Source organism: Alloyangia pacifica, from assembly GCF_020524285.1.
In the GTDB taxonomy this organism is placed as follows: Bacteria; Pseudomonadota; Alphaproteobacteria; order Rhodobacterales; family Rhodobacteraceae; genus Salipiger; species Salipiger pacificus_B.
The window spans coordinates 171,394-186,562 of the sequence record NZ_JAIVKX010000002.1 but is presented as its reverse complement, the minus strand read 5'-3'; the positions used below and the strand labels follow the sequence as shown (position 1 = coordinate 186,562).

Genomic DNA, 15,169 nt, shown 5'->3' with positions numbered 1-15,169 from the left:
GGCTGCTCGAGGCAGCGTCGCCAAAAGCTGTGGCTTCTCATGAAAGCGCCGCCCCGAGGGCGGCGCAATGCGGCCACATGCCTGTGACGCTTTTACATCAGTTTGCGACGCCGTGTCACGCGAATATCCAGATCCGTGATCTTCTTACGCAAGGTATTGCGGTTGATGCCGAGAAGATCCGCACATTTCGCCTGATTCCCGCCGGTCGCTTCCAGCGCGATCTCGATCAGCGGCGCTTCGACCTCCTTGAGGATGCGGGTGTAGAGCCCCGGCGCCGGCAGCATGTTGCCATGCAGGTCGAAATAACGCCGCAGGTGACGCGCCACCGAGGTACTGAGCTTCTCGCTGTCGCCGCCGCGCAGGATCGGGCCGGTGTCGGGCTGGTTGCCCAGCACCGCCTCGACCTCGGCGCGGCTGATCTCCTCGGCGCGGCTGGTCAGCGACAGGCGGCGCACGGCGTTTTCCAACTGCCGCACGTTGCCCGGCCAGCTGTAGGCACGGAAGAGCTCGGTGGCATCCTTCGACAGCCAGCGCTTGGAGGCACCCTCGCGCTCGGCGCGCTGCAGGAAGTGCTCGGTCAGCAGGGCGATGTCCTCGACCCGCTCGCGCAGGCTGGGCACGTTGATGGTCGCGCCCGACAGCCGGTAGTAGAGGTCCTGGCGCACCGCCCCCTCTTCCATCGCCTGCGCCAGATCGCCCTGGCTGGTGGCCATGAAGCGCGGCACGTGTTCGCCGGGAATGTCCATCATGCGCACCACGCGCGCCTGAATCTCGTCGGAGATGTCGGTGATCTCGTCGATCAGCAGCGTGCCGCCCTTGACCCGCGCCAGCACCCGCGCCGGGCCTTCGAGGTCCGACAGGTCGGCGCCGGTCACCGTGATGAACGGCAATGTGCGGCGGTCCGAGAAATCATGGATGGCGCGCGCGATCAGCGACTTGCCGGTGCCGCTTTCGCCGGAGATCAGCACCGGAAGGTCGGTGTTCATCACCTTGGCGACGAGCCGGTAGAGCGCCTGCATCGCCGGGGTCTTGCCGACCAGCGGCAGCTCGTCCGGCCCGTCGGCGCCGATCGTCGCCACCTCTTCGCGCTTCGGCGAGCGGTTGCGGTTGTCGAGCGCCTTGGCGGTGCGCTTCATCAGGTCCGGCAGGTCGAAGGGCTTGGGCAGGTAGTCGTAAGCCTCGGCCTCGGCCGCCTGGATTGCGGTCATGATGGTGTTCTGCGCCGAGATCACGATCACCGGCAGCTCGGGCCGGTCCTGGTGAATCTTGGGCAGCATTTCCAGCCCGTTGCCATCGGGCATGACGACGTCGGAGATCACCACGTCGCCCTTGCCCTCGGCGACCCAGCGCATCAGCGTGGTCAGCGACGAGGTGGCGTGCACCTTGCAGCCGGCGCGGGTCAGCGCCTGGGTCAGCACGGTGCGGATGGTGCGGTCGTCGTCGGCGACAAGTACGGTGCCGTCCATTTACCTGTTCTCCTCAATCTCGCGCGGGGCGCGCGGCAACGAAATGCGGAAGACCGTGCGGCCGGGGACGGAATCCACCGAGATCCAGCCGTCGTGGTCGGAGATGATCTTGGACACCAGCGCGAGGCCGAGCCCTGTGCCGTTCTCGCGGCCCGACACGAAGGGGTCGAACACGTCGCCCTTGATGTCCTCGGGCAGGCCGGGGCCGTCGTCGATGACCTCGATCTGCAGCGGCAGCTTCTGGGTCGAGCCGTCGGGGCGGCGCATTCGGAAGCTGTGCTCGAAGAAAGTGTGCAGGCGGATCGTGCCGCCCTCCTTGGGGTCTGCCGCCTCGGCGGCGTTCTTCAGAAGGTTCAGCACCACCTGCAGCAGCTGGTCGGGATCACCGTGGGCCAGCGGCAGCGAAGGGTCGTAATCCTCGATGAACTTCATGTGCGCCCCGACACCCAGCTGCGTCGAGCGGCGCGCGCGGTCCAGCACGTCGTGCAGGTTCACCGGCTTCTTCTCGGGGGCCGAGAGGTTGCCGAACTGCTCGACCTGCTCCAGCAGCTTCACGATGCGGCGGGTCTCGGCAACGATGAGATCGGTCAGCTCGAGATCGTCCTTGCTGAGGTTCATCGACAGCAGCTGCGCCGCGCCGGTGATCCCCGCCAGCGGGTTCTTGATCTCATGCGCCAGCATCTCGGCCATGCCGATGGCCGACTTGGCGGCGGATTTCACCGAATGGCTCTGGGTCATGCGTCCGGCCAGCTCGCGGGGGCTGATCAGCATGATAAACCAGCCGGGGTAATTCTGCACCGGCGCGAGCTGCAGGTTGCATACCAGCGGCGGGCGGTTGCCGGTGCCGACATCGACGTCGTTGACGAAGAGCGGCGTACCATGCTCGCGGGCGCGGGCGAGGCTTTCCTCGAGCGGCGCATCCACCGCGAGGCGGTCCCAGATCGGCTGGCCGACCAGCCATTTCGCCGAGTTGTTCATGAACCCCTCGGCGGCGGGGTTCATGTCGGCGATGCGCTCCTCGGCGTCGAGCAGCACGGCGGGCACGGGCAGCGACGACCAGAGCTGCGTCAGAAGTTCGGTGTTGGTGCTCATGCGGCGACCTTCAGATCGCAGGACAGCGCCTCGTCGAGGAAGTGCAGCGTCTCGGCCGGTTCGCGGCTGGTCAGCACGCGCTTGCGCAGCTCCGCCGCGGGCGCGGCATGATCCATGTACCAGCCCAGGTGCTTGCGCGAAACACGGCCGCCCAGCTCCTTGCCGTAAAACGAAAGCATTGCCTCGTAATGCTCTGCGACCATTTGATAAAATGCCTTTCCTGTCGGCACGTCAGGTGCCGGTGTTCCGTAAAGCTCGGCCGCGATCTGAGCCAGTTTCCAGGGCGCGCCCTGCGCCCCCCGACCGACCATGACCCCCGCCGCGCCGGAGGCCTTCAGGGCCGCCCGCGCGCTGGCCGCATCGACGATGTCGCCATTGGCGACCACCGGGATCGACACGGCCTCGACCACCTCCCGGATCGCCGCCCAGTCGGCGGCGCCCTTGTAGAACTGGCAGCGGGTGCGCCCGTGGATGACGATCATCCGCACGCCCGCCGCCTCCGCCCGTTTCGCGATCTGCGCGGCGTTGAGGCAATCGCCGTCCCAGCCGAGCCGCGTCTTCAGCGTCACCGGCAGGTCGACGGCCTCGACGACCGCCTCGATCAACCGCAGCGCATGGTCCGGCTCGCGCATCAGCGCCGAGCCCGACCAGCCGCCCGTGACCTTCTTGGCCGGACAGCCCATGTTGATGTCGATGACCTTGGCGCCCATGCCGGCGACATGCCGGGCCGTCTCGGCCATGGGCTCGGGCGCGCGGCCCGCAAGCTGCACGGAGGTGTTCTCGATTCCCGCGCCCAGCTCCGCCTTCTCGCGCGTGCCGGGGCGCGCGGTGAGAAACTCGCCACTGGCGATCATCTCGGACACCACGAGCCCGGCACCGAAGCGCGACACGAGGCTGCGGAAGGGCAAGTCCGTGATTCCCGCGAGCGGGGCCAGAAGGACCGGGGGGTCGATGAGTCTGTCACCCAGCGAGAAGTTCAAGCGCCTATTCCTTGTGCAGATGCTTGGGAGTTAACGCGCGCGCGGCGCGTGTTCAATCATTTGGGAGCGTTACGGGCGCACGCAATACGCGAGTGATGAAAAATTGAGCAGCGCGCCCCCGGTGATTGCACCGTCCCCCGGCAGCGCCTAGAGAGGGACGCCGGAGGTCAACACCATGGAAACAGCCGCGGAAACAGCCGCAATCATCGTCGCTGCAGGGCGCGGCACCCGCGCCGGTGGCGGGCGCCCGAAACAGTGGCGCGACGTGGCGGAACGGCCGGTGGCGCGCTGGACGCTCGAGGCCTTCGCCCCGATCTGCCCCGTCGTGCTGGTGATTCACCCCGAGGATCGCGCCATGGCCGAGTCGGTCGCCGAGGGCCTGCCGGTGACGCTGGTGGAGGGGGCCGCCGACCGCGCCGGCTCGGTACGTGCCGGGCTCGACGCGCTGGCGGGCAATCCGCCCGCGAAGGTGCTGATCCACGACGTTGCCCGCCCCTGCGTCTCGCGGCACACGATCGAGGCAGTGCTGACCGCGCTCGACGCCACCCCCGGCGCCGCGCCCGCCCTGCCGGTAACCGACGCGCTCTGGACCGGCGCCGAGTCCGAGGTGACCGGCACGCAGGACCGCAGCGGCCTGTACCGCGCCCAGACCCCGCAGGGCTTTCGCTATGCAGATATCCGCGCCGCCCATGCCGCCCACCCCGGCGGCGCCGCCGATGACGTCGAGGTCGCCCGCGCCTCGGGGCTCTCCGTCACCATCGTTCCCGGCGAGGAGCGCAACCTCAAGATCACCGGCCCCGACGATTTCGAACGGGCCGCCAGCTACCTCAAGACCCCCATGCAGGAGACCGCCATGGATATCCGCCTCGGCAATGGCTACGACGTGCACCGTTTCGGCCCCGGAGACCATGTGGTGCTCTGCGGCGTGAAGGTGCCACACGGGCGCGCGCTGCAGGGCCATTCCGACGCCGACGTCGGCATGCATGCCGTCACCGACGCGCTCTACGGCGCCCTCGCCGAGGGCGACATCGGCCGCTACTTCCCGCCCAGCGATCCGCAGTGGAAGGGCGCCGCCTCCGAGATCTTCCTGCGCCACGCGGTCGAGCTTGCCACTTCGAAGGGCTACACCATCTCGAACATCGACGTGACGCTGATCTGCGAGCAGCCCAAGATCGGCCCCCATGCCGCGGCCATGATGGCCGAGATGGGCCGGATCATGGGGCTGGCGACGGATCGCGTCTCGGTCAAGGCGACGACCTCGGAACGGCTCGGCTTCACCGGCCGCGAAGAGGGCATCGCCGCCATCGCAACCGCAACGCTGGTGAAACCATGAGACTGATCGCGACCTTCTTCTATGCCGGGCTGCTGCGCCCTGCGCCGGGCACCTGGGGCTCGCTGGCCGCCCTGCCCGCCGCCTACCTGCTGCTGGTGCTGGGCGGCTTCTGGCTGCTGCTGGCCGCCACGGTGGTCGCCTTCGTGCTGGGCTATATCGCCACGCAGAAGCTCACCGCCGACGGCGAGGACGAGGACCCCTCGTGGATCGTCATCGACGAGGTGGTCGGCATGTGGATCGCGCTCTTCCCGGTCGGCTACGGCGCGATGATGATGGGCGTGGACTTCTGGCGGCTCTGGCCGGGCTGGGTCTCGGGCTTCGTGCTGTTCCGTCTGTTCGACATCTGGAAGCCCTGGCTGGTGGGCTGGGCCGACCGCCGCGGCGACGCGATGGGCGTGATGCTCGACGACGTGATCGCGGGCATCTTCGCGGCGCTGGTGAGCGTTGCCCTCGCCGGGATCGCGCACGGCTTCCTGATGGCTTCCTGATGTGAGGGACGAGATGACCCAAGAGCTTGCACAGGACATCCTGACCCGCGCCATGACCGCTGGCCTCACCGTCACCACCGCCGAGAGCTGTACCGGCGGCATGGTCGCCGCCGCGATCACCGACATCGCCGGCTCGTCGAATATCTTCGAGCGCGGCGTGGTGACCTATTCCAACGCCGCCAAGGTCGACCTGCTGAGCGTGCGCCCCGCCACGCTTGAAGCGCATGGCGCCGTCTCCGAAGAGGTCGCTGCCGAGATGGCCGAAGGCGCGCGGTCCCGCGCGGGCGCCGGACTCGCGGTGTCGGTCTCGGGCATCGCCGGCCCCGGCGGCTCGGCGCACAAGCCCGAGGGCCGCGTCTGCTTCGGCCTCGCCAGCGCCGCGGGCACACAGACCGAAACCGTGGAGTTCGGCGCCTTGGGCCGCGCACAGGTCCGCGCGGCGGCCACCCGCCACGCGCTCACGCTGCTGCGAAACGCCCTGCCCTGACCCCGACGCGCGGCTCAGCCCCCGACGCGTGGCGGGCGGATCAGCCGTAGAGCTCTGCCGCCCGCCGTTCGAAGGCGCGCACGATGCGCTGCATCGCCTCGTAGAAGAACATCCCCGCTGCGCTCTGCAGCAGACGGTTCTTGAACTCGAAATCCACGAAGAAATGCACGTCGACGCCGCCCTCGGGCGAGTCCTCGAAGTGCCATTTCGACACCATGTGCTTGAACGGACCATCGAGATACTCGGTGTCGATCTTCTTCGTCTCGGGCCAGAGCGTCACGCGGCTGCCGAAGCGCTCGCGGAACACCTTGAAGCTGATCACCAGGTCGGCCAGCATCACCTCGTGATCGCCCATGTCGTCGCGCGAACGGATCCGCGCCGCTGCCGTCCACGGCAGGAACTTCGGGTAATTCGCGACATCCGCCACGAGGTCATACATCTGCTGCGCCGTGTACGGCAGGCGCTTCGTCTCGGAGTGGGTCGGCATGTCGCCCCTTTATCGCGTGACAATGTCGGCACATTTCCTATGCTGCGCGCGGATTTTCAAGGGGTGAACCATGGCAGAAAAGCCTTATGTCGTAGACCAGATGATTTCGGCAAAGGCGATCGCCGCCAAGATCGAGGACCTCGCGCGCGAGATCGAGCGCGAATTCGCCGGCACCGAGAAGCTGGTGGTCGTCGGCCTGCTGCGCGGCAGCTTCGTCTTCATCGCCGACCTGGTGCGCGAGCTCGACCTCGCCGTCGAGGTCGACTTCCTCGAGGCCTCCTCCTACGGCGACGGCATGGAGTCGAGCCGCGAGGTGCGCATCCTCAAGGACCTGCGCTCGCCGATCGAGGGGCGCGACGTGCTGCTGGTGGAGGATATCGTCGATACCGGTTTCACGCTCAGCCACGTCATCCACCTGATGGAGAGCCGCAAGCCGCGCAAGCTGCGCACCATCGCGCTGCTCGACAAGCCGGCCCGGCGCGAAGTTCCGCTCAAGGCCGACTGGATCGGATTCGAAATTCCTGACGAGTTTGTCGTGGGTTACGGTATCGACTTCGCGCAGCGCAACAGGAACCTGCCGTTCATCGGCAAGGTCCGGTTCCCCGAGGCATGAGCCTTGGTGGCCCTCGTCGGCTGGCGCAGCGACTGCGCCGGTCGATGGCGTTCAAAATTCTCGCCACCGCATTGGTTTTGTTCCTGTATTTCGGGTTTTTTTATTTGCTTGAATACGCACTCGGCGGCTGGCCGGCGGCGCTCACCCCGAACCCTCCGGTATTACGTCAATACCCGGGCTATACCTATTGAGAGCAGACCTGCCCGACCCTGCCCAACACTCGCGCCCGGTATCGCGATTTGGTCAGACAGCGTGATAATTTCCGTGAACCCCTGAAACATCTCGGATGAGGCGAGACTTCAGAATTGCTTCGCAAACCACTCATTCAACTTTCTTTTTTTGATTCTACATGCAAAAGAGAAAGGCCGCACGGAGCCGCGCTGCGGTCGCTTCAGCGCTTGCCGCCCCCTTGATCGAAACCCGGCCTCGGCTACGCTCCAGACGCAAGATTTTCGAAAACGCCCCGATTTCGGGAGGACAGGGAGTTTCTCATGAAGATCACCAGGATGACCGCCACCAGCCTCACCCTTGTCGCGGCGCTTGCCGCCTCTGGCACCGCCGCGCTCGCCCAGGACCTGCCCGGCCCGGTCAAGGCGCGGCAGGGCCAGTTCAACATCCTTGCCATCAACCTCGGCATTCTCGGCGACATGGCCCGCGGCAAGGCCGACTACGATGCCGAGGCCGCGCAGGCCGCCGCCGACACGCTGGTGGCCGTCTCGATGATCAACCAGGCACCGCTCTTCCCCGAGGGCACCTCGGAGATGGACATCGACGGCACCCGGGCCAAGGCCGAGATCTGGGACGGCTGGGAGAGCTTCGGCGAGAAATGGTCCGGCCTCGGCGCGGCCGCCGGGGAACTGCAGCAGGTCGCGGCCACCGGCCAGGAGGCGCTCGGCCCGGCGGTCGGTCAGCTCGGCGGCGCCTGCAAGGCCTGCCACGACGACTTCCGCGCGCCCGAGTAAACGATGCGCGGCCTGCTCGGCTTTCTGGTCCTTCTCGCCGCACTGGCGGGCGGGGCGGTCTGGATGATCAGCGCCCCCGACCGGCTGCCCGCCGGAGAATTTGCCGATGACGCGGGCGGCGATCCGGTCCACGGAGAGACGGTGTTCACCGCTGCGGGCTGCGCCTCCTGCCACCACGCGCCGGAGAGCGAGGACAAGCTGGTGCTCGCTGGCGGCCAGCGGTTTGCCTCGGACTTCGGCACCTTCATCGCCCCCAATATCTCGCCGCACCCGCAGGCGGGCATCGGCGCCTGGAGCCTGCACGACTTTGCCAATGCCCTGCTGCGTGGCGTCTCGCCCGAGGGTCGGCATTATTACCCCGCGTTCCCCTACACCTCCTACATCCGCATGGCGCCGCAGGACGTCGTCGACCTCTGGAGCTACATCCGCACCCTGCCCGAAGCCGAGTCCCCAAGCCAACCGCATGAGGTCGGCTTTCCCTTCAACCTTCGCCGCGGCCTCGGCCTGTGGAAGCAGCTTTACCTCGACCCGGCATGGATCACCGCCGCCGAGACCGACGAGGCCCGCCGCGGCCGCTACCTCGTCGAGGCGCTGGCCCATTGCGGCGAATGCCACACGCCGCGCGACCGCTTCGGCGGGCTGCAGCGCGACACCTGGCTCACCGGCGCCCCGGCGCCCGATGGCAAGGGCAGCATTCCCGCGCTCACCCCCGACAAGCTGAGCTGGAGCGCCGAGGATATCGCCTATTACCTCGAGACCGGCTTCACCCCCGACTACGACAGCGCCGGCGGCCACATGGTCGAGGTGATCGACAATTTCGCGCAGCTTCCCGCCGAGGACCGCGCCGCCGTCGCTGCCTACGTCAAGGCGCTGCCCGAGGGCGGGATCATGGACTGACCCCGGCCCCGCGCCGGTGGCGACGGCGGGATTTGCGTATTTGCGAAGAGAAGAAGCTGCGGGCCGCGCCTCCTTCTTCTCTTTTCAAATACGCGCGGGGGGTGAGGCGCGCCGCGCCGAGGGGGCGGCAGCCCCCTTTTCCCGCCAACCGCCCCGCGCCCTCTTAACACCGGGGCGCGGATCGCCTATCTGCCTCGCATGGACAAAACTCTTCATATCGTGGGCGGCGGCATGGCCGGGTCCGAGGCCGCCTGGCAGGCGGCGCGGCAGGGCGTTGACGTGGTGATCCACGAGATGCGGCCGAAGGTGGAAACCTTCGCCCATCGCACCGGCAACCTCGCCGAGATGGTCTGCTCGAACTCCTTCCGCTCGGACGATCACGAGCAGAACGCCGTCGGTCTGCTGCACTGGGAGATGCGCCAGGCGGACTCGTTGATCATGCACACCGCCGCCGAGCACCGGCTGCCCGCGGGCGGCGCGCTGGCGGTGGACCGCGATCCCTTCTCCGAGACGGTGACCGCCAGGCTGCGCGCGCTGCCGAACGTGCGCGTGAGCTACGAGGAGATCACCGAGCTGCCCTCGGACGGGCATTGGATCTTCGCCACCGGCCCGTTGACCTCGGGCGCGCTCGGCAAGGCGCTGCAGCAGCAGACCGGCGCCGAGGCGCTGGCCTTCTTCGACGCCATCGCCCCCATCGTCTATTTCGACACGATCGACATGGACGTCGCCTGGCTGCAGAGCCGCTACGACAAGGGTGAGACCGAGGAAGAGCAGAAGGCCTACATCAACTGCCCGATGACCAAGGAGCAGTACGAGGGCTTCATCGACGCGCTTCTGGCCGCCGAGAAGACCGAGTTCCACGAGGGTGAGACCGCGGGCTATTTCGACGGCTGCCTGCCGATCGAGGTGATGGCCGAGCGCGGCCGCGAGACGCTGCGCCACGGCCCGATGAAGCCCATCGGCCTCACCAACCCGCACAACCCCGAGCAAAAGGCCTATGCGGTCGTGCAGCTGCGCCGCGACAATGCGCTCGGCACGCTCTACAACATCGTCGGCTTCCAGACGAAGATGAAATACGGCGCGCAGACCGAGGTCTTCCGCCGCATTCCGGGTCTGGAGAACGCCAGCTTCGCGCGTCTCGGCGGCATCCACCGCAACACCTTCCTCAACTCGCCGACGCTGCTCGACGCGCAGATGCGCCTGCGCGCGCGGCCGAACCTGCGCTTTGCCGGTCAGATCACCGGGGTCGAGGGCTACGTGGAAAGCGCCTCGATGGGGCTGCTCGCGGGCCGCATGGCCGCGGCGGAGATCCTCGGCCGCGAGCTGCCCGCGGTGCCGCAGGACAGCGCCCATGGCGCGCTCATCCACCACATCACCGGCGGCGCCGAGGCCAAGACCTTCCAGCCGATGAACGTGAACTTCGGCCTGTTCCGCCCGCTCGAAGGGCTGCGCGGCGGCCGCCGCGGCCGCAAGGAGCGCTACAAGGGCTACACCGACCGCGCCAAGACCGTCTGGCAGGAGTGGCTCGCCGCGCAGGAGGTGCCCGCGTGAACTATGTGCTCGCCCTGCTGCTGCCGCCGCTGTCGATCCTGCTGACGGGGCGGCCGATCCTCGGCATCGTCGTCTTCCTGATCTGGGTGCCGGCCATCATCTTCTCGGGCGGGCTCACGCATCCGATGTTCATCCTGCTGGCCTGGGTGCTGATCTACCAGTCCGGCGAGGAGCGCCGCACCCGGCGCATCGAGAAGGCCTATCGCCGCGAGGACTGATTTGCGCACGCGCTTCGCCCCTTCGCCCACCGGCCCGCTGCACCTCGGCCACGGCTATTCGGCGCTTCTGGCCGAGGGCATGGCGCGTGCGGCGGGCGGTGCCTTCCTGCTGCGCATCGAGGACATCGACAGCACCCGCTCGCGCGCCCATTGGGAGGCGCAGATCTACGGGGATCTGCGCTGGCTCGGCCTGCGGTGGGACGAGGAGCCGATGCGCCAGTCGAACCGGCTGCCCGCCTACGAGGCAGCGCTCGATGCGCTCTGGGCGCGCGAGCTGATCTACCCCTGCCAGTGCACCCGCCGCGATATCCAGGCCGCCGCCTCGGCGCCGCAGGAAGGCGCGGAGCCCGCCTACGGGCCCGATGGGCTGGTCTACCCCGGCACTTGCCGCGACTTGCTGGCCCCGGGCTACGGCACGACGCCCCGCCCGCGCGGCGCGGCGCTGCGGCTGAACATGGCGCGGGCCCTGGCTCAGATCGGCGAGGATTTGTGGTTCGAGGAGACCGGCGCGGGTCCCGAGGGTGAGACCGGGCGCATCGCGCTCTCGGCTGACGGGCTGCTGAGCCACGTCGGCGACGTGGTGCTGTCGCGGCGAGATTTTCCCGGCTCCTACCACCTGTCGGTGGTGCTGGATGACGCGGCGCAGGGCATCACCCACGTGGTCCGCGGGCGCGATCTCTTCGAGGCAACGGCAATCCACGTGGTCCTGCAGCGGATCCTGGGGCTGGAGACGCCGATTTACCACCACCACGACCTCATCCGCGACGACGCGGGCAAGCGCCTGGCCAAGCGCGACGACGCGCGGGCGATCGCCAAATATCGCGAGGACGGGGCAACGCCCGAGGACATCCGGCGCTTGGTCGGGCTCGGTGGCTGAGGGGCGCCGACGCCCCCGTGCAAGAGAGGGGCTCCGCCCCTCGGCGCTGCGCGCCTCACCCCGGCGTATTTTGAAAGAGAAGAAGGGCCGTGCCGGAAGTGGCGCGGTGCGTCAGTCTTCCATGGGCGTCAGGATTTCGACCGGCTCGCCATCGCGCACGGCGGTGTAGAAGCAGCTGCGGCGGTTGGTGTGGCAGGCAGGGCCGGTCTGGCGCACGAGGGCCAGCAGGCAGTCGCTGTCGCAATCGACGCGCAGTTCGACCAGCTCCTGCAGGTGGCCCGAGCTTTCGCCCTTCACCCAGAAGCTCTGGCGCGAGCGCGACCAATAGGTGACTCGGCCGGTCTCGAGCGTGCGGGCGACGGACTCGGCGTTCATCCAGGCCATCATCAGCACCTCGCCAGTCGCCTCCTCCTGCGCGATGCAGGGGATCAGGCCGTTTGCGTCATAGACCAAGGTCGCAGGATCGAAGCTCATGGTGAAATTCCCTTTTGCAGGCGCCGGGCGCGCGCCCTATCTATGGGGGGCGAGCCGAAAGGGAAACCCATGTCCGCCAATACCACCGCCGAAACCGATCTGATCAAGCTCTACTCCTCGCGCATCCTTGCGCTGGCGGCGGATATCCCCCGGACCGAGCGTCTGGAGCATCCCGACGCCACGGTGAAGAAGCGCTCGCCGCTCTGCGGCTCGACGGTGACCGTGGATCTCGCGCTGCAGGACGGCCGGGTCAGCGACTTCGGCCAAGACGTGAAGGCCTGCGCGCTCGGCCAGGCGGCGGCCTCGGTGGTCGGCGAGGCGATCATCGGCTGCACCCCCGAGCAGCTGGCGCAGGCGCGTGACGCGCTGCGCGCCATGCTGAAAGAGGACGGGCCGACCCCGCCTGCCCCCTTCGACGGGCTCGAGGTGCTGCGCCCGGCGGCGGCCTACAAGAATCGCCATGCGTCGATCATGCTGGCGCTGGACGCGGCGACCGAGGCCGCCGAGGAGATCGCCGCGGCGCGCAGCGCCTGACGGCCAAGCCCCTGCGCCCGGTGCGGGCCACGGGCCCGGCCCGGCCCGGCCCGGCCCGGCCCGGCGAGAATAGGCTAGACCCGGCCAGACCTACCAAACCACATGAAAAAACCGCCGCACTCCGGGGATGGGAGGCGGCGGCAGTGGCGTGTCTTGTGGACTCCGGAAGAGCCGCGTTGCGTATCCGGGGATCAGGCGACCCGGAGCTGGGGAAACAATGCGACGCATCGGGACAGTGATGCGAACGGCACCCGGAGCAAGACCGCAGGCAGAAAGTCGAAAGCTCAGAGCAGCGGCAGGTGCAGCGCCCCGACGAGGATCACGATCAGCGAGACAGCCCCGATCATGTCGGTCACCAGCGAGGTGTTGTCGGCGCGGCTCATGGTGGTGCGGATGGTGTCGATCATCTTGGCGTTCCCTCTGTGCGTGCTGTGCGTTTTCTCTTGTTGCCCTTTTGTTCTCATGTGATCCGATTCGAGTAAAGAACTTTTTGAGAACATTTGCGAACACATGAGAACATCGAGTGAGAACAGAAAGACCCGGAACACGCCGTGGCGCTCCGGGTCTTTATTTTCTCTTTTACTTTTCAGATACTTACATAAGATCCGCGCCGATCAGCCCACGCTGATCAGCTTGATCGCCTCGTCCTGCCGCATCAGCCAAAGCAGCAGGCGCGCCGCCTTGCCACGATCCCTGGTCAGCTCCGGATCCTCTGCCAGCAGCCGCCGCGCATCGCTCTGCGCCATGGCCATCAGCGAGGCCTGGCTTTCGAGATCCGCCACCTTGAAGCGCGGCAGGCCCGATTGCGCCGTGCCGATCAGATCGCCCGCGCCGCGCATCTGCAGATCGACCTCGGAGATACGGAAGCCATCCTCGGTCTCGCGCAGGGTCGTCAGCCGCTTCGAGCCGCTTTCGCCGAGCGGTGGCTGGTACATCAGCAGGCAGGTCGAGGCGGCCTCGCCGCGGCCGACGCGGCCGCGCAGCTGATGCAACTGGGCCAGCCCGAAGATCTCCGCCCGCTCGATCACCATGATCGAGGCATTGGGCACGTTCACCCCCACCTCGATCACCGTGGTGGCGACGAGCACCTTGGTCTCTCCGGCGACGAAGCGCGCCATGGCGGCGTCTTTCTCGGCGGGGGGCATCTGGCCATGCACCAGCCCCACCACGCCCTCGCCAAGCTTCGCGCGCAGGCGCTTGAAACGCTCCTCGGCGGCGGTGAGGTCCGAGACCTCGCTCTCCTCGACCAGCGGACAGACCCAATAGGCCTGTCGCCCCTCGGCCACCGCCTTGCGCAGGTGCTCGACGACCTCGCCCATGCGCTCGGTGGAGACCAGCGCGGTCTGCACCGGCTTGCGCCCCGGCGGCTTCTCGTCGAGCACCGAGACGTCCATGTCGCCATATTGCGCCAGCGCCAGGCTGCGCGGGATCGGCGTGGCGGTCATCACCAGCACGTCGGCGCCCTGCCCCTTGCGGCCCAGTTCCAGCCGCTGACGCACGCCGAAGCGGTGCTGTTCGTCGACGATGGCAAGGCGCAGCGCCTTGAATACCACGTCGTCCTGGAACACCGCATGGGTGCCCACGAGGATGTGGATATTGCCCGCCGCCAGCGCCGCCAGCTTGGCCCTGCGCTCGGCGCCCTTGTCGCGGCCGGTGAGGATTTCCACCACCACTCCGGCGCTCTCGGCCAGCGGCTGCAGCCCCTCCATGTGCTGGCGGGCGAGGATCTCGGTCGGCGCCATCATCACGCCCTGCCCGCCGGATTCCACCGCCACCAGCAGCGCCATGAAGGCGACCAGCGTCTTGCCCGCGCCGACGTCGCCCTGCAGCAGGCGGTTCATCCGGGTCTCGGCGGCCATGTCCTCGGCGATCTCGTCCATCGCCCTGAGCTGCGCGCCGGTGGGCCGGTAGGGCAGCGCCGAAAGCACGCGGCGGCGCAGGTGGCCGTCGCCCATGGTCGGGAAGCCCTTGCCCTTACGGCGGTTGATCCGCGCAAGGCCCAGGGTCAGCTGGTGCGCCAGCAGCTCGTCATAGGCCAACCGGGCGCGCGCCGGGGCGCTGGGGCTCAGCGCGGCCATGCCGTCAGGGGCATGCGCCGCCTCCAGCGCGGCGTGCCAGTCGGGCCAGCCCTCGCGGTCCTTCAGGGGGCCGTCGACCCATTCCGCCAGCTCGGGCGCGCGGGAGAGCGCCCCGGCCACAGCGCGGGCCATGAGCTTCTGCGTGACCCCGGCGGTGAGCGGGTAGACCGGCTCGAAGAGCGGCAGCGCATCCGCCTCCTCCGGCGGCAGCATGTGGTCGGGGTGGACCATCTGCGCCAGACCGTCGAAAAGCTCGACCTTGCCGGAGACCAGCCGCCGCGATCCCTCGGGCAGCACGCGGGTCAGGTAGTCGGCCCGGCCGTGGAAGAACACCAGCTGAAAGGTGGTCTCGGCGTCCTCGACCTGGATGCGGTAGGGCCGCCCCTTCACGACGGGGGGCATGTGGCGCAGCACCTGCACCTCGACGGTCACAGTGCCCGGCAGATCAGCACCCTCAACCGAGGGGCGCGGGCGGCGGTCGATCACCGAATGCGGCAGCGTCAGCAGCAGGTCACGCGGCGCGACGACGTCCAGCCCCTCCATCGCCTGCGCGGTCTTGGGGCCGACGCCATCCAGCGTCTTCAGCTCGGCAAAGAGCGGCCAGAGAACTTCGGGGCGCTGCCTCATGCCCG

At 68.1% G+C, this 15,169-nt stretch carries 18 protein-coding genes; 11 read left to right on the top strand and 7 right to left on the bottom strand.

The window, feature by feature from the left end:
* Positions 1 to 92 precede the first annotated feature (92 nt).
* Genes LC039_RS01755 through dusB form a run of 3 tightly spaced genes read right to left on the bottom strand, consistent with a single transcriptional unit; the run spans position 93 to position 3,538 of the window.
* Entirely contained in the window at positions 93 to 1,466 is a 1,374-nt protein-coding gene (locus LC039_RS01755; RefSeq protein ID WP_226621342.1) for a sigma-54-dependent transcriptional regulator, read from the bottom strand.
* Entirely contained in the window at positions 1,467 to 2,558 is a 1,092-nt protein-coding gene (locus tag LC039_RS01750) for a two-component system sensor histidine kinase NtrB (protein WP_226621341.1), read from the bottom strand.
* Entirely contained in the window at positions 2,555 to 3,538 is a 984-nt protein-coding gene (dusB, locus tag LC039_RS01745; RefSeq protein ID WP_226621340.1) for a tRNA dihydrouridine synthase DusB, read from the bottom strand. The genes LC039_RS01750 and dusB overlap by 4 nt, the downstream gene beginning before the upstream one ends.
* 175 nt (positions 3,539 to 3,713) lie before the next feature.
* On the opposite strand from dusB, the gene LC039_RS01740 reads away from it, so the two are divergent.
* Genes LC039_RS01740 through LC039_RS01730 form a run of 3 tightly spaced genes read left to right on the top strand, consistent with a single transcriptional unit; the run spans position 3,714 to position 5,846 of the window.
* Positions 3,714 to 4,871, top strand: a complete 1,158-nt coding sequence (locus tag LC039_RS01740; protein ID WP_226621339.1) for a bifunctional 2-C-methyl-D-erythritol 4-phosphate cytidylyltransferase/2-C-methyl-D-erythritol 2,4-cyclodiphosphate synthase — start codon at positions 3,714 to 3,716, stop codon at positions 4,869 to 4,871.
* Positions 4,868 to 5,359 (top strand): phosphatidylglycerophosphatase A, encoded by a 492-nt coding sequence (locus tag LC039_RS01735; protein WP_226621338.1) that lies wholly within the window; start codon positions 4,868 to 4,870, stop codon positions 5,357 to 5,359. Before LC039_RS01740 ends, LC039_RS01735 begins: the two co-directional genes overlap by 4 nt.
* A 13-nt stretch (positions 5,360 to 5,372) precedes the next feature.
* On the top strand, positions 5,373 to 5,846 hold the full coding sequence (locus LC039_RS01730) for a CinA family protein (protein ID WP_226621337.1): 474 nt from the start codon (positions 5,373 to 5,375) through the stop codon (positions 5,844 to 5,846).
* A gap of 40 nt (positions 5,847 to 5,886) precedes the next feature.
* Here LC039_RS01730 and LC039_RS01725 read toward each other — a convergent pair whose 3' ends face one another.
* Positions 5,887 to 6,333 carry a type II toxin-antitoxin system RatA family toxin gene (locus LC039_RS01725; RefSeq protein WP_226621336.1) on the bottom strand — a complete coding sequence of 149 codons (447 nt, stop codon included), beginning with the start codon at positions 6,331 to 6,333 and terminating at the stop codon, positions 5,887 to 5,889.
* A 70-nt stretch (positions 6,334 to 6,403) separates the two neighbouring features.
* On the opposite strand from LC039_RS01725, the gene hpt reads away from it, so the two are divergent.
* The 7 genes from hpt to gluQRS all read left to right on the top strand — a co-directional run bounded on the left by hpt (position 6,404) and on the right by gluQRS (position 11,451).
* The gene (hpt, locus tag LC039_RS01720; protein ID WP_226621335.1) at positions 6,404 to 6,946 is read left to right on the top strand and encodes a hypoxanthine phosphoribosyltransferase; all 543 of its coding nucleotides are present in this window, start codon (positions 6,404 to 6,406) and stop codon (positions 6,944 to 6,946) included.
* On the top strand, positions 6,943 to 7,137 hold the full coding sequence (locus LC039_RS01715; RefSeq protein WP_226621334.1) for a hypothetical protein: 195 nt from the start codon (positions 6,943 to 6,945) through the stop codon (positions 7,135 to 7,137). The genes hpt and LC039_RS01715 overlap by 4 nt, the downstream gene beginning before the upstream one ends.
* A 300-nt stretch (positions 7,138 to 7,437) precedes the next feature.
* Positions 7,438 to 7,908, top strand: a complete 471-nt coding sequence (locus LC039_RS01710) for a c-type cytochrome (RefSeq protein ID WP_226621333.1) — start codon at positions 7,438 to 7,440, stop codon at positions 7,906 to 7,908.
* 3 nt (positions 7,909 to 7,911) lie between these two features.
* On the top strand, positions 7,912 to 8,805 hold the full coding sequence (locus LC039_RS01705) for a c-type cytochrome (RefSeq protein ID WP_226621332.1): 894 nt from the start codon (positions 7,912 to 7,914) through the stop codon (positions 8,803 to 8,805).
* Between the two features lie 198 nt (positions 8,806 to 9,003).
* Positions 9,004 to 10,356, top strand: coding sequence for a methylenetetrahydrofolate--tRNA-(uracil(54)-C(5))-methyltransferase (FADH(2)-oxidizing) TrmFO (gene trmFO / locus LC039_RS01700; RefSeq protein WP_226621331.1), 1,353 nt, complete (start codon positions 9,004 to 9,006; stop codon positions 10,354 to 10,356).
* A complete protein-coding gene (locus tag LC039_RS01695) occupies positions 10,353 to 10,574 on the top strand; it encodes a hypothetical protein (RefSeq protein ID WP_226621330.1) in 222 nt (73 codons plus the stop codon). The genes trmFO and LC039_RS01695 overlap by 4 nt, the downstream gene beginning before the upstream one ends.
* A gap of 1 nt (position 10,575) precedes the next feature.
* Positions 10,576 to 11,451, top strand: a complete 876-nt coding sequence (gene gluQRS, locus LC039_RS01690) for a tRNA glutamyl-Q(34) synthetase GluQRS (RefSeq protein WP_226621329.1) — start codon at positions 10,576 to 10,578, stop codon at positions 11,449 to 11,451.
* Positions 11,452 to 11,562: 111 nt separating this feature from the next.
* On the opposite strand, the gene hisI is transcribed toward gluQRS, so the two are convergent.
* Positions 11,563 to 11,925 carry a phosphoribosyl-AMP cyclohydrolase gene (hisI, locus tag LC039_RS01685; RefSeq protein WP_226621328.1) on the bottom strand — a complete coding sequence of 121 codons (363 nt, stop codon included), beginning with the start codon at positions 11,923 to 11,925 and terminating at the stop codon, positions 11,563 to 11,565.
* Between the two features lie 69 nt (positions 11,926 to 11,994).
* Between hisI and LC039_RS01680 the strand changes: the two genes are divergently transcribed.
* A complete protein-coding gene (locus tag LC039_RS01680) occupies positions 11,995 to 12,459 on the top strand; it encodes an iron-sulfur cluster assembly scaffold protein (protein WP_226621327.1) in 465 nt (154 codons plus the stop codon).
* Between the two features lie 284 nt (positions 12,460 to 12,743).
* Here the strand turns inward: LC039_RS01680 and LC039_RS26805 are convergent, their stop codons facing one another.
* Positions 12,744 to 12,866 (bottom strand): hypothetical protein, encoded by a 123-nt coding sequence (locus LC039_RS26805; RefSeq protein ID WP_264179417.1) that lies wholly within the window; start codon positions 12,864 to 12,866, stop codon positions 12,744 to 12,746.
* A 207-nt stretch (positions 12,867 to 13,073) separates the two neighbouring features.
* Positions 13,074 to 15,164 (bottom strand): ATP-dependent DNA helicase RecG, encoded by a 2,091-nt coding sequence (gene recG / locus LC039_RS01675; protein WP_226621326.1) that lies wholly within the window; start codon positions 15,162 to 15,164, stop codon positions 13,074 to 13,076.
* Between the last annotated feature and the right edge of the window lie 5 nt (positions 15,165 to 15,169).